At 41.7% G+C, this 13,281-nt stretch carries 10 protein-coding genes; 6 read left to right on the top strand and 4 right to left on the bottom strand.

Annotation, left to right across the window (positions count from 1 at the left end; genetic code table 11):
* The first annotated feature begins 30 nt into the window (after nt 1-30).
* On the top strand, nt 31-318 hold the full coding sequence (locus WKK05_RS21740) for a WGxxGxxG family protein (protein ID WP_341525164.1): 288 nt from the start codon (nt 31-33) through the stop codon (nt 316-318).
* A 228-nt stretch (nt 319-546) separates the two neighbouring features.
* On the opposite strand, the gene WKK05_RS21735 is transcribed toward WKK05_RS21740, so the two are convergent.
* Both WKK05_RS21735 and WKK05_RS21730 read right to left on the bottom strand, forming a co-directional pair.
* Entirely contained in the window at nt 547-1,956 is a 1,410-nt protein-coding gene (locus WKK05_RS21735) for an IctB family putative bicarbonate transporter (protein ID WP_341525163.1), read from the bottom strand.
* Nucleotides 1,957-2,143: 187 nt separating this feature from the next.
* Complete coding sequence (locus WKK05_RS21730) at nt 2,144-3,697, bottom strand: GAF domain-containing sensor histidine kinase (RefSeq protein ID WP_341531151.1); 1,554 nt, start codon at nt 3,695-3,697, stop codon at nt 2,144-2,146.
* 789 nt (nt 3,698-4,486) lie between these two features.
* On the opposite strand from WKK05_RS21730, the gene WKK05_RS21725 reads away from it, so the two are divergent.
* The 5 genes from WKK05_RS21725 (at nt 4,487) to WKK05_RS21705 (ending at nt 11,586) form a co-directional block, all read left to right on the top strand.
* Entirely contained in the window at nt 4,487-5,671 is a 1,185-nt protein-coding gene (locus WKK05_RS21725) for a DegT/DnrJ/EryC1/StrS aminotransferase family protein (RefSeq protein ID WP_341525162.1), read from the top strand.
* Nucleotides 5,672-5,755: 84 nt separating this feature from the next.
* Nucleotides 5,756-6,649: a cyanoexosortase B gene (gene crtB / locus WKK05_RS21720; RefSeq protein WP_341525161.1), complete on the top strand. Its 894-nt coding sequence runs from the start codon at nt 5,756-5,758 to the stop codon at nt 6,647-6,649.
* Between the two features lie 220 nt (nt 6,650-6,869).
* The gene (locus tag WKK05_RS21715) at nt 6,870-7,592 is read left to right on the top strand and encodes a cyanoexosortase B system-associated protein (RefSeq protein ID WP_341525160.1); all 723 of its coding nucleotides are present in this window, start codon (nt 6,870-6,872) and stop codon (nt 7,590-7,592) included.
* Between the two features lie 255 nt (nt 7,593-7,847).
* Nucleotides 7,848-9,203, top strand: coding sequence for a polysaccharide biosynthesis/export family protein (locus WKK05_RS21710; RefSeq protein ID WP_341525159.1), 1,356 nt, complete (start codon nt 7,848-7,850; stop codon nt 9,201-9,203).
* A 202-nt stretch (nt 9,204-9,405) separates the two neighbouring features.
* The gene (locus WKK05_RS21705; RefSeq protein ID WP_341525158.1) at nt 9,406-11,586 is read left to right on the top strand and encodes an AAA family ATPase; all 2,181 of its coding nucleotides are present in this window, start codon (nt 9,406-9,408) and stop codon (nt 11,584-11,586) included.
* A 93-nt stretch (nt 11,587-11,679) separates the two neighbouring features.
* Here the strand turns inward: WKK05_RS21705 and WKK05_RS21700 are convergent, their stop codons facing one another.
* A complete protein-coding gene (locus tag WKK05_RS21700) occupies nt 11,680-12,351 on the bottom strand; it encodes a rhomboid family intramembrane serine protease (protein ID WP_341525157.1) in 672 nt (223 codons plus the stop codon).
* 63 nt (nt 12,352-12,414) lie between these two features.
* Entirely contained in the window at nt 12,415-13,134 is a 720-nt protein-coding gene (locus WKK05_RS21695; protein WP_341525156.1) for a rhomboid family intramembrane serine protease, read from the bottom strand.
* Between the last annotated feature and the right edge of the window lie 147 nt (nt 13,135-13,281).

The raw sequence follows: 13,281 nt of genomic DNA, 5'->3' as shown, positions 1-13,281 counted from the left end.
TAACTTCGGATGGCATGAGGAACTTTTACCATGAAGCGTAATTTCACCAAAGTTGTTGGCGCTAGTGTTCTCACCCTGAGTATGGGGTTTATGCCCTTAACTCTACCCGTACAAGCTCAAACAACTACTGACCCCGGAGCCAATACCACCCCAAGGACGACTACTTACAATCGCTCTGATCGGAACGATTTTGATTGGGGCTGGCTGGGATTACTTGGTTTGTTAGGTTTAGCTGGTTTGTCAGGAAGAAAACGTGACGATGAACCAACTCGTTATCGTGACCCCAATACTCCAGGGGCCACGACCTACAGGGACTAGCAGCGCTGCCTTGGTTGAGATTCAAAATTCGTCTTGGAAAGTTCTGAGTCGAGCTTTCTTCTAACCCAACTTTCGGCAAAAATCAAAAAGCTTATCTAGTAAGCTTTTCAGGGATTTTGAATCATTGATTGATTTACGCCGCGTTGTACTGGGCAATTTAGAATCTCAAAACGCGAGTAGTCAGTAAAAACAACTGACTACTAACTCTTTTTAATGAAGTGCTAATTCTCAGTTAGCTAAGTTTTCTTCTTGAGCCTGATGTTGAGGTAAAGGTGTCCAGTAGCTAGCAATCAAAGCAACTGTTAGCCACCACAGGGTATTGACTTCAGGACGAAACCAGATAGTATCTACCATGCCGTGAGTCAGCATACCTAGTAAAGTAGCGATCGCTCCAATTAACCAAAATCCTTCTGCATTTCTCAATTTTCGTAATCGTGACACTTGCAGCAGTGCTGTATTAAATGTCACAATTATTAACCAGAGGAAACAGGCTAAACCAACAAAACCAGTTTCAACAGCTACCTCTAGCAAAATTGAATAGGCACTTAAAGCACTATAACGAGGGTGTTGGTAAAGGGGGTAAACTTTATTAAAAGAATTGTGACCAGGGCCAATACCAATAATCGGGTGATCGCGAATCATCTCAAACACAGCATCCCAGACATTCCGGCGAAAATTATTACTGCTATCTTGGCGGTCAGCAAAAATGCTGAAAATCCGGAGGCGTACTGGTTCTACAAATATCACAGTTACCAGAAGTAGTCCGAGCAAACCTCCCAAGACAATTGGCAGCGACCAAGTTCGCCAAAAACGTGGCATATCCGCACTCTTCCAATAAACTAGTAATGCCATAACAGTTAAAACTGCCACTACTAGTCCAATCCAACCGCCACGACTAAAAGTCAGAATCAGGCAGACACTATTCACAATAAACATAGTTAATGCCAAAGCTTTTTTGATCCAGCTTTGCCACGCAAAAATTGCCACTAAGCTAAAAACTACGGCTGGTATAAGGTATCCAGCCAATAAGTTGGGATTGCCTAAATAACTGTAGACCCTTGTAGTTTTAGACAAAGGAGATTCTGGATCAACCCAAGTTGCTAATTGTGCCGCTCCAAAAAACCATTGTCGCAATCCATAGACGCTGACAATCAGCGATACGTGCAAATAAAGGATAATAATCCAAGAACGAAGACGAGGCGACCTCAGTACCCTAGCACAAAGAGTAAAAAGCAGTAAATACAGCGTCAACGTTGCCAAATCATTCAACGCCGCCTTTTTGACTGGTGATAACGCCGTTGCTATTCCAGCAATTCCCCAGTAGAGCAATACCAGCAGGTGAATAGGAGTTACCGACGAGGTATTTGCTGGTGTTGCTTCATCAGATAAAGTTAACAGCAGCCAAAATCCTACACAAGCCACCAGTAATAAACCTACCAAGGTACTTGAAACAAAAGGTGCAAGTGCATACACTAAGCTGAGTAAAGCAGCTGCGATCGCATCTCCCCACTGTATCAAGACGCTAGTTTGCCGCCAAGGACGCAAAAGCCCCACCAGAAAACGGTGCAGGTAACTGGTAGCAAGATATTCTTTGAGCGGTAAAGAAGATAAAGTAAATCGTTGCCAGACTAAATTCATAAAAAACACTGCGATCAATTAGTCTGCCGACGCAGAACTTGGAATTGATCATAATGCGTGTGGCTATAAAAAGGTAATAACGTAGATTTAAATTGGTAATGGTATTCTAATTCTTAGTCGTTAGCCACTACCTATAATCTGAAAGCATTACAGTGGATACTAATAGAGGACAGCTATTGGATAGTTATTAGATATCATTAACTCCTTCTGAGGGAGTCGCCAGTTGCAATGGCAAAGAAAGTAAATAACGATATCCTGATTCTGATGAACCTTGAATCGAAATTTGCCCACCATGCAACTCTGCTAACTGAGAGCTAAGCAATAGACCTAAGCTTTCGCGAGAAAGGCTTCCGTTGGTTTTACCTAAATCTATGCGTGAAGTAACAGCAATGAGATTTGAATGGAAATCACTTAATTCATTTGGCTTTTCCACCGATAGTGGTATAGTAGCAGGTTGCTCCTGGCTTTCTACATAAGTATTGTAAGTTGCTTTCTCACTTGCTAATTCCAATCGCGACAGGGGATTGAGGCGGAAGTAAGGATCAACCTCAGTTATACCATCTCCTAACCAGGGATGCGAAACCCAAATAGAAATATTGAGCGAATCTTCTTTGTAAGAGACATGAATCCGAACAACACTACCTGTTGCAGAAAGTTGAATCACGCTAAAGATTAGGTGATATAAGATTTGGCGCACCTTGTCCTTATCTAAAGGCCAGATACGATTACGTCCTGGTTCTATAGACAGGCGAATATCTTGCTCGCGGCGATTAGCTGCTTCTTCTAGAGTATTAATCGCTTGTTGACAAAGCATTTCAATATCAACAGGAGCTAGATTCAAGACAGTTGAGTTTTCATCTATAGCTCCCAGCTCGGTAATTTCGTTTACTAATGAAAGTAAGTACCGACCACTGTGTTGGATAATCTCCACATATTCTCTCTGCTTAGTCGTCAGAGGCCCATAAATCTCACGTCCTAATACACTAGCCATCCCCAGCACAGATGTTAGAGGTGTACGCAACTCCTGAGTTAGCTGCTCTAAAAGTTCTAATTTCAGTTGCTTGCTAGAAACAGAGTCTTTTTCTAAAGTGGGTGGAGTGATTTTGATCTCAGTGCTACGGTCTTCATTGAATGACAATATAGGGGCGCTCTTAGGAGTACTGATATCTAGTTTTCCTTGCAGCAGCCGATTGCGCTCGAATTCACTCATGCTCCATCGAGCTATAATTTGTAAAAACTCAATGTCTCTAGTTGTAAAATTGCGCGGCACTAGATCCATGACTGCCAATGCTCCCAAACAATGTCCTGAAGCATCAATTAATGGCGCTCCTAAGTAAGCACGGATGCCATAATCTTTCACTAGCTTGCTGCCAACAAGTATTGGGTCTGTAAGTTTTTGTGTATCATTAATTACTAATAATTGAAAACTCTCGACTACCTGGGTGCAAAAAGATTCCCGGCGTAAAAGTTGGCGGCTTTGCGCCAAATGATTCATTAGCCCTAGCCTAGATAAGCCCACTGCTGATTTGAACCAATGACGTTCTTGATCCACAAATCCCAAAATGGAAATTGGTGCTTCCAAGAAGTGGGCAGCTGTTTGAGTGGCTTCCTCAAAAACCGGAATCGTTTCTGGTTGCCGCAAACCTAATTCAGACAAAGCTTGCAGGCGTTGTTGTTCTATTGTTTCCTGAGAATTCCAACCATCCTCTAGGGTAAATAATTTATTTTCAGGCTCTACCATTGCCACTGCTACCTTGATAATTGCTCGATACTGTAATTGATATAACCGCTGTTTCTGGGTTATCAATTGCTATTGTTAAGCATTCCCCAATTTCGCCTCTGATAAACAAGTTTGGGACAAAAATTTTTTCTTCTCTCACTTTTTAAACAAGCAATGCAGTCTTCAAGATTTCCTAGCTGCTGATGCTGAATCTTTTACTGACTACTTATATAATCTGTGTTATCTAAAGTTTTGCAATCAGACAGCGTTAGTTTCGGATTAAGCCAGGGTAATATAACGCTAATGGTTACGCAAAGAGTCTATCATTCCTACATACAAGAAGAAAAATTTCTGTTTGTATCCCAAGGTAAATTTACTTAATATTACTATGACAACAAAATCTAACGTAACAATTTTTACTTAAATAGACAGCACATTTATTGGCAATTCTAGATATTTAATCTAACTATCTATCGCATAAATTAAATATCTAATAATTTTACTTTAAAAATAGGTTACAAAAGTCACATAGTCATTGCTAATAAATAGATTTGTTCAACAACAATATTATTAGTTTTGCTAATAATTAATGAGTTATCAGTATAAGTAAAAGGTTATTTACTATAACTTAATCATAGTCAAACGAATTAACGATAATTATTGTATTAGCTTAACCTAATAACTGTGGGAAAATTCTTAATTGTTGGTAAGGATAATTCTACGAAAAATTGACATTAAGTTAAAAACAGATTAATTTTTGCAAAACCAGATTTTTTATTTAAGTTCTGAAAAAAAGTAGTATCTAATAAAATGACGATTAAAATTCCTTTTGTAGACCTTAAATTACAACACAAGCCGATTCAAACGCAACTGCAACAAGCAATTCAGTCTGTACTAGAACAGGGAGATTTTATTTTAGGACAAGCACTCTCAGATTTTGAAGCAGCATTTGCGACCGTATCTGGAACAGAATATGGGGTAGGTGTTGCATCAGGAACAGATGCGATCGCCCTCGGATTACAAGCGTGTAATATTGGCACTGGTGATGAGGTAATTTTACCAGCTAACACATTTGTGGCGACATTGATTGGAGTGTTACGTGCTGGTGCGAAACCAATTTTAGTAGATTGTGATCCCCAAACAGCTTTAATTGACTTAGAAGCAGCAGCCAAGGCTATTACACCTCATACCAAAGCAATTATTCCTGTGCATCTGTATGGGCAGATGGTATCACCACGGCAGCTATTAGATTTTGCAGATACCTACAAACTGTTAATTTTTGAAGATGCAGCACAAGCACACTTAGCCCAAAGAGATGGATATGTAGCTGGTTCAGTAGGAATAGCAGCAGCTTTTAGTTTCTATCCCAGCAAAAATTTAGGAGCATTTGGGGATGGGGGGATACTTTTAACGCGAGATTCAGATGTAGCCAAGAAGATGGTACGCTTACGGAATTATGGTGCATCGCAAAAATATTTTCATACCGAACCAGGTACTAACAGCCGCTTAGATACCTTACAAGCCGCTATCTTGCATCAAAAACTACCATATTTACCACAGTGGAATCGCGATCGCCTAACTATTGCCCAGCAGTATGATGCAGAACTAGCACCTTTAGCAACCGCTGGCATTATCCCCATGCACAACCAAAGTGGCACAGGACACGTTTATCATCTTTATGTCATCAAAATAGACGAATCTTGCCCTATAGAACGTGAAAAACTCCAGGAAAAATTCACCGCAGCAGGAGTTCAAACAGGTATTCACTACCCAATTCCCTGTCATCTTCAACCAGCATTCCTCAGCTTAGGCTACCAGCAAGGAGACTTTCCTCAAGCAGAAAAGCTTTCAAAGCAAATATTATCCTTACCTATGTATCCTGGTTTGAGTAGTAGTCAAGTTCAAGAAGTTGTAGCAGTGATTACTCAGGCAGTTTCAAAAGATTCTCCATTAGAGAACCCTGCCTCTGCTTCCGTGGAGAATATCGCAGCCTGAAATCCTGCGTATAAGAATAGTTGGAACAGGAGAAGTTCGCGATAATCGTATCTGCTGAAAGTTTTTAAGTTGTGAGTTTTTAATATGGTACTTCAGCGACAGGTTAAAAACACAAATGCATCAGGTTTGATTAACCTAGCTATTTTAGGTGTTTTGCTACTACTTTATGCTCCTGTTTTACTACACTGGGTAGACGGGTGGCTACACAAAAATATCAGTACAGAACACGAATATTTCAGTCATGGCATTATTGGTTTACCATTTGCCGCTTACATAGCTTGGATGAACCGGAAAACGTGGAAACGTTTGCCAAATATTACTCATCCTTTGGGGGCTGTTCTTTTGATATTAGGCGGAGTTTTTTATCTTAGCGGTGTTACAGAGTGGGTTAACCTTTCCTTGCCCGTTATCCTGGCAGGATTGTGCTTGTGGTTTAAGGGGATATCAGGATTGCGATCGCAAGGATTTCCTTTGGTGCTAGTATTTCTAGCAACTCCAACAGCACTACCCTACCTGATTGCTCCCTATACTCTACCTCTTCAAAGCTTCATTGCTGGGACAGCAGGTTTCATTCTCAATCAGTTTGGGATGCAAGTAACTGTCGATGAGATAAATCTGTATGTGGGAGGACGAATTGTAGAAGTTGCTCCCTATTGTGCAGGGCTGAAAATGTTGTTCACGACTCTCTACGTCTGCTTAATGCTGCTGTATTGGACAGGTACTTTATCTTCACGCCGCCCAACTATTTGGTTTTTATCTATTGCTGTCGTCATCAGCATTAGTGCCAACATCATTCGGAACACACTACTGACATTTTTTCACGGCACAGGTCAAGAAGCGGCTTTTCAATGGCTACATGAGGGCTGGGGTGGTGATCTCTACTCTGCTTGTATGCTGTTATTATTAGTACCTTTGCTAAATTGGATTAATAGTTATTTTTTGGCAACTCCAGAAACTCAGCCAGAAGAAGAAAATTAGAACATAGTACAAAAATAACTAAATTTAATAATCTCCTGTTTAAAACAGTGGATGGCTTTCCAACTATGAAGGTTCTACCGAATCAAATGGACTTGCTTAAAGCAAATTCAACTTGATGTGAAAGCATGTGAAAGCGATCGCAGGGGGATTGTCAATATTACTGAACACATTGTGTCATTTTATAAAGTAAGATTTTGCCTAAGTATTGCAAATTTTACTAATGACTTCCTTATCTAAATTTTTCAAAGAAAACCAATTAAATCAGGTAGTAGCACTTTTGTTACTGCTACTGTTGTTGTTACTGGGAGGGCTTCCTGGTTACCTGACAGGGCATTGGCAATGGAAACAGCCGCCACCTGTTACTAACCTTAAAGAACTAAGACATATACGCAAGATAGGGCTAACCCTTCCTGGCTGGCAAACTATTGAACAAAGCGAACAACTGATTGGTGAACACAAATGGTCTTTGCAGATAATTAAAAAAGAAAACTCAGAAGATCAGGCAATTATACTTTTACTGCCGCAAAACGGCCCTATGGATCAGCCAGAGGTGGAATGGACAGAAGTTAACGGCTGGGGAAGGTCGCGTTGGGGAAAATGGGACGTAGCTCAATATCGCTCTGCTGAATTTACTATCAAACAACTCTCAAAATCGTTATCTCAGGCTGAGACTAAGGTAGAAGCTACATTCTTTCGTGCCGCTACACCACAACAAACCTTTGCTGTGTTGCAATGGTACGCCATGCCAAACGGGGGAAATCCATCACCTTTAAATTGGTTTATAGCAGATCAAGTAGCACAGTGGAGTAAGAACCGCATTCCTTGGGTAGGCGTAAGTATTCTCATTCCCATAGAGCCTTTGGGGCAGGTAGAGAAATCTTGGAGTTTAGCCCGATCGCTTGGAGAAACAGTGCAAGCTACATTAATGGCAGGCCCCTTGTAAAATAAATTGCAGCTAAGTTTGTGCAGATATCAAAATAATGTTCTCAAAATCCTAAATCTGCCAGACAATCTGAAACTCAGATCAAGCATCAAGTTAGAAGTATGAAGTTAAATTTAGCAGAAACATCAACCTGAAATCTTTATTCTTCATCTCTTTTGTGAGTAAATACTTTGCCAAAAAAGAGACATTGAGGGCATTTACAGAGTAAAATAACGACTCGGCGCGGCCGATTTTTACTTCAGCTTTACTGCACCAATGTTCATGGCTCTCAATTATCATATGCGTGCATTCAGCGCCTTGTGTTTTGTCAGTCTTCAGGTAGGAGTTTTCTTAACAACACCTATGCAACTTGTTGTTGCTCAGCCTTTACAACCTGAAGGACAATCGCCAGGGCAACCTCCCTCACCTCCACCAGGCGCTGAGGTTGTACCTCCGAGTGCAAACAACGAAGTTTCTCCCCAACTCAGTCGTTACCTCTTAGGGCCAGGAGATGGTATTAACGTTATACTTCAGCGTCCTCCCGGCCCATACCGCTTAGGGATAGGAGATGCTATTAGCGTTTCAGTACAGCGGTTTCCAGATTTGAGCTTTCAAGCCCAAATTAATCCAGAAGGTAACATTATAGTGCCGTTGCTTGGAACAGTTTCCTTACAAGGTTTAACTTTGGCAGAAGCACAAGCAAAAATTCGCTCTGGCTTAAATCGTTATGTTATCGATCCAGTTATAGTTTTATCACTAGTAGGGCAGCGTCCAGACTTTAGTTTTCAAGCTGTAATTAGTCCAGAGGGTAACATTGTCGTGCCACAAGTAGGAACAGTGTCCTTACAAGGCTTGAGTTTAGAAGAAGCACAAGAAAAAATTCGCTTGGGTTTAAGCCGCATTTTTGTCGATCCGATTATAGTAGTATCTTTAGCAGGGACGCGACCAGTTCAAGTTACTATTAGCGGCGAAGTATTTCGACCAGGAATTTATCCTATTGGTTCACCAACACCCCGCGTTGCTGATGCCTTGCTAATAGCTGGTGGATCAACTTTGACCGCAGACCTACGGCAAGTACAAGTACGCAGAAAGTTAATGGATGGTTCTGTGGTTTCACAAACTATTGACTTATATGCAGCTTTGCAAAATGGTGGTTCAATTCCTAATTTACGTCTACAAGACGGAGATGCAATAACTATCCCACGTCGTGAAGTCGGTAGTGATGATGGTTATGACCGCAATTTAGTAGCACGTTCATCCCTAGCTCAGCCGCAGATTAGAGTCCGGGTTTTAAACTACGCTGCTGGAGGAATTGCAACTCAAGCACTGGCTAACGGTAGTACATTTGTGGATGCTTTAGGAGGCATAAATCTCGACACTGCTGACCTCCGAAATATTGCTTTGGTTCGTTTTGATGCTGAACGAGGTAGAGCCGTTACTCAGAAACTTGATGCAAAAAAAGCTCTGGGCGGCGATGCTTCTCAAAACGTGCCACTTCAAGATAATGATGTTATTGTTGTTGGTCGGAACCTCATCGGCAGAATTACTAATTTACTCAGTACTATTACCCAACCCTTTTTCAATGTCCGCTCATTTCTTGACTTTTTTAATAACTTCGGTGGCTCAAGATAGTGACTCTCACCTTTTCGCCTGTTGTTGCTAGATAGTGGATGAGGAGAGAAGTCTGATCGCCAGAAGCCGCGGTTCAGAACTTCTCCTATCACAGACCAAGGCGAACGGAGAGATTAGGGAGTGACAAATACTTCGACTTCGCTCAGTACAAGTGACAAATGACTAATGACAAATAACAAATAACTAACTAGATGCATCTGCCATGACCCCACCAATTGTTAAGCGCTATCTTATTGCTTTTGAGAAGTACAAATGGATTGGATTAGCTAGTTTTGCTTTAGTTGTAGCGGGGTCAACAGTGGTAGCTGTGCAACCAGAACCACCCGCCACCTATGTAGCATCTGCCGCACTTACCTATTCTGGCCCGCCAGTTTCTTTTTCTGCGACTGGTACTGAAATTCAGCAGCAAGGAAAAGAACTTAATGAACAAGTTTTGCTGTCAGACTCGATAATTGAAACTGTAGCTGCGAAAGTAAATGTTAAAGCGAAACTGCTTGGTGCAAATGTAGCTCTGACTGTACCTAAAAAAAATCCTCGGACTGGAGAATTAGAATCCACAATCCTGGAACTGAAATATAAGGATACAGACCCTAAGCGAGCTACAGAGATAGTGGTCGAGTTAATGCAAGCTATGATCAAGCTGAGTGGTGATATTAATACTGGGCGATTAAAAGCAATTATTCAAAAAATTAACGAACGTTCACCACAAGCTAAGCAAGAATTACAAGCTGCTGAGAAAAAGCTGGAACAATATGATCGCATCGAGCGTACAGCAATATTAGCAGCGGAGAACGGCAGTTTGCTCAACGGTATTACTGCTAGCCAAAATCTGCAACGGCAAATTCAACTGACTGTTTCTGGGCTTGATGCCCAGATTCGTAGTTTACAAGGTAAGTTGGGTTTAAATGTTGGACAGGCTTATGTTTCTTCTGCTTTGAGTGCTGATCCAATTATTGCTAGTTTGCGATCGCAAATTTATCAAGCTGAGTCGCAAATCGCCGTTCTCAGGAAAGATTTACGTCCCGAACACCCGACAATGATTCAGTTGCAACGTCAGAAACAAGCTGCTGAGGAATTACTACAACAGCGAGCAGCTGAGGTATTAGGTGGTGGTGGGATAGCAGCCCCGCTGCGAGGCAATGTTACAGGTATTCGCACCCAAAGCAGCTTAGACCCAGCACGCCAGGAACTGGCAAACCAGATGGTGTCTTTGCAAACCCAACGTGAGACACTGCAACAACAACTAGCCCAGGAAATCCAGCAAGAGGCGCGACTACGGCAGGAATATTCTCTTATACCGAATAAGCAATTAGAGCGATCGCGTCTAGAACAGGAAGTTGGACTCAAAAAAGCAGTTTATGACCAAATGCAGGCCAAGCTAACCGATTCTAAAACCGCAGAAGCAGAAACCATTAGTAGCCTTAGTGTTGCCAGACTACCTTCAGTCATCGCTGATATCAAACCCCCTAAGAGCGTACCTGTTACTTTGGCTGTGGGTGGTTTCTTGGGTTTAGTCGTTGGTGGCGGGGTAATATTTTTGTTAGGGTCACTGGAAGGTACTTACAAAACCAAAGAGGATATCCGCGAAACCCTCAAGCAAAGAGAAGTGCCACTGCTGGGAGAATTACCTTTAATGCCAGTTGATGATTTGGGGCTGGAAGCATTGCCAGTAGTACTTTCGCAGGATTCACCTTATTTAGAATTTTTAGAGAAGTTTCGGAGCAATTTACGCCGAATTGGTGGTAGAGACTTAAAGGTAGTTTTAATTACTAGCACGAGTAGCCAAGAAGGTAAGACGACAAGTGCTTATAACTTGGGGATAGCTTCTGCGCGTGCAGGCAAAAGAACCTTAATTATTGAAACAGATTTGCGATCGCCTTCCCGTTGTACTTCCCTCAAGGTTACTTCTGACCCCGATGCAATTATTGAACCTCTGCATTATTACGCTAGCTTGAGTGAATGTATCCGCTTAGTACCTGATGTAGAAAATTTATATATTCTTCCTAGTCCTGGGCCTGTACGTCAATCTGCTGCTGTTCTTGAATCGAGCGAAATGCGACGGCTCATAGAAGATGTACGTCAACGCTATGATTTAGTAATTTTAGATACTAATTCTCTAAGTTTATCCAATGATGCTTTGTTAATTCAACCTTATAGTGATGGTATAGTGTTGGTAGCACGACCAAATTATACACAAGAAAATATGTTTGGTGAAGCTATTGATCAATTGGTTGAATCTGAGTTGGGATTGTTAGGAGCAATTATCAATGGTACTGACATTATAGTTACTGTACCTGAAACAGTTATACAATCGCCAACATCTTCGCGTGACATAGAAGCCGAAGCTGAAGAAGTGTCAGCTGGTGTTAATAATAATAACTAAGGCAATGGGCATCGGGCATTGAGAGTGCTGAGTTCTGAGTGAAGGGGATAAGGAAGTTATTTTTCCCCTGCTCCTCATCTCCCCTACTCCCCATCAGTCCTGCCTAAACAACCCAAATAAAGGCGCGAGAATTATCCCGAAAACAAAGCCGCCGATGTGCGCCCAGTAAGCAACTCCGCCTGATTCAACACTCATGTTAGCAGCAGCTTGCAAGCTGGCAAGACCAGATATCACATTCTGCACGAAGAAAAGCCCGATAATGATTAGTGCTGGAACACTGATTGTAGTCACGAAAAAACCTAAGAAAATTAAAGTGGTAACTCTAGCATGGGGGAAACGAATAATATACGCGCCCAGAACACCAGAAATTGCACCACTTGCCCCTAATGAAGGAATAGCAGAATTCATACCAATAAACCATTGGCATGAGGCAGCTAAAGCGCCGCACGCCAAATAAAAAATTAGATATTTAAAATGTCCTAAGCGGTCTTCTATATTGTTGCCAAAAACCCAGAGAAATACCATATTTGATATTAAGTGCCACCAACCACCGTGTAAAAATTGCGACGTAAATAATGTCGCCCATTCTCCGGTTAAGTTGGTGGTTAACTCTCGTGGGATTACAGCATACAACTGCAAAAACTGTTCTAATTGTTCATTAGACAGACTGACTTCATGAAGAAAAACTAAAATATTCATCCCAATCAACCCGTAAGTAAAATACGGGGTGGTTCGCGTCGGATTTTCGTCGTAGAGGGGAAACACAGGTGTTTTTGTGAATTTACCATTAACTGCAATATAGCCTGTGTCGTGGCAGTTGATAAGTAACTACCTGTACCAAGATTCTTCTTGAGATTTATCATTAAATAAACCCAATAGCGGGCCGAGAATCGCTCCAAACAAGAAACCGCCTGCATGGGCCCAGTAAGCAATACCGCCACTTTCCATACTAATGTTCGTGGGTGTTTCTAAACTGGCAAGTCCGTAGAAGGCTTGTTGGAGAAACCAGAATCCTAAAAAGAAGTATGCCGGAACGCGGAAAGTAGGGAAGAAGAAGCCTAAAGGGACTACGCCGAGAACTTCGGCGTTGGGAAAGCGGAGAATATATGCTCCCATGACTCCAGCGATCGCACCACTTGCACCCAAAGAAGGAATGTTAGAATTCTGGGCGAAGTACCACTGTGCTAACGATGCCAAGACACCGCAGGATATGTAAAAAAGCAAATATTTGGCATGACCTAACTTATCTTCAATGTTGTTGCCAAAAATCCAGAGAAACAACATATTGCCAGCTAGGTGCAAAAAACCGCCGTGCAGAAACTGAGATGTAATCAAAGTTGCCCACTCTGGCACTGGTTGATGTAGAGATACACCAGCAAAACTTAAGGTGAGTTCTTGCGGGACTACAGCCGCAAGCCGTAAAAACCCGTTTAATGCTTGGGGGGGAAGATTTGCCTCATAAAGAAAAGCGAGGACATTTGCAGCAATCAGCCCATAAGTCACATAAGGCGTGATTCGTATGGGATTATTGTCTCTGATTGGAACCACCGATTTTTTTCCTAATTAGAGCGGAACTAGCCTTAAATTACCGAATTATAAGTATTATTTCTTCTACCTCGTGGATAGATTTGCGTTCCGTCGTTTGATGCACATTTATGACTACGCGACTGCGGTTTGTGATTAAAAATTGTTCTT

It is taken from the genome of Nostoc sp. UHCC 0302 (genome assembly GCF_038096175.1).
GTDB lineage: Bacteria > Cyanobacteriota > Cyanobacteriia > Cyanobacteriales > Nostocaceae > UHCC-0302.
This window is presented reverse-complemented; position numbering and strand designations above follow the sequence as displayed.

Excerpts from the sequence above, each read along its gene's own strand:
- WKK05_RS21740 (WP_341525164.1), top strand. The coding sequence starts at position 31 with ATGAAGCGTAATTTCACCAAAGTTGTTGGCGCTAGTGTTCTCACCCTG.
- WKK05_RS21735 (WP_341525163.1), bottom strand. The coding sequence starts at position 1,956 with ATGAATTTAGTCTGGCAACGATTTACTTTATCTTCTTTACCGCTCAAA.
- WKK05_RS21730 (WP_341531151.1), bottom strand. The coding sequence starts at position 3,697 with ATGGTAGAGCCTGAAAATAAATTATTTACCCTAGAGGATGGTTGGAAT.
- WKK05_RS21725 (WP_341525162.1), top strand. The coding sequence starts at position 4,487 with ATGACGATTAAAATTCCTTTTGTAGACCTTAAATTACAACACAAGCCG.
- crtB (WP_341525161.1), top strand. The coding sequence starts at position 5,756 with ATGGTACTTCAGCGACAGGTTAAAAACACAAATGCATCAGGTTTGATT.
- WKK05_RS21715 (WP_341525160.1), top strand. The coding sequence starts at position 6,870 with ATGACTTCCTTATCTAAATTTTTCAAAGAAAACCAATTAAATCAGGTA.
- WKK05_RS21710 (WP_341525159.1), top strand. The coding sequence starts at position 7,848 with ATGTTCATGGCTCTCAATTATCATATGCGTGCATTCAGCGCCTTGTGT.
- WKK05_RS21705 (WP_341525158.1), top strand. The coding sequence starts at position 9,406 with ATGACCCCACCAATTGTTAAGCGCTATCTTATTGCTTTTGAGAAGTAC.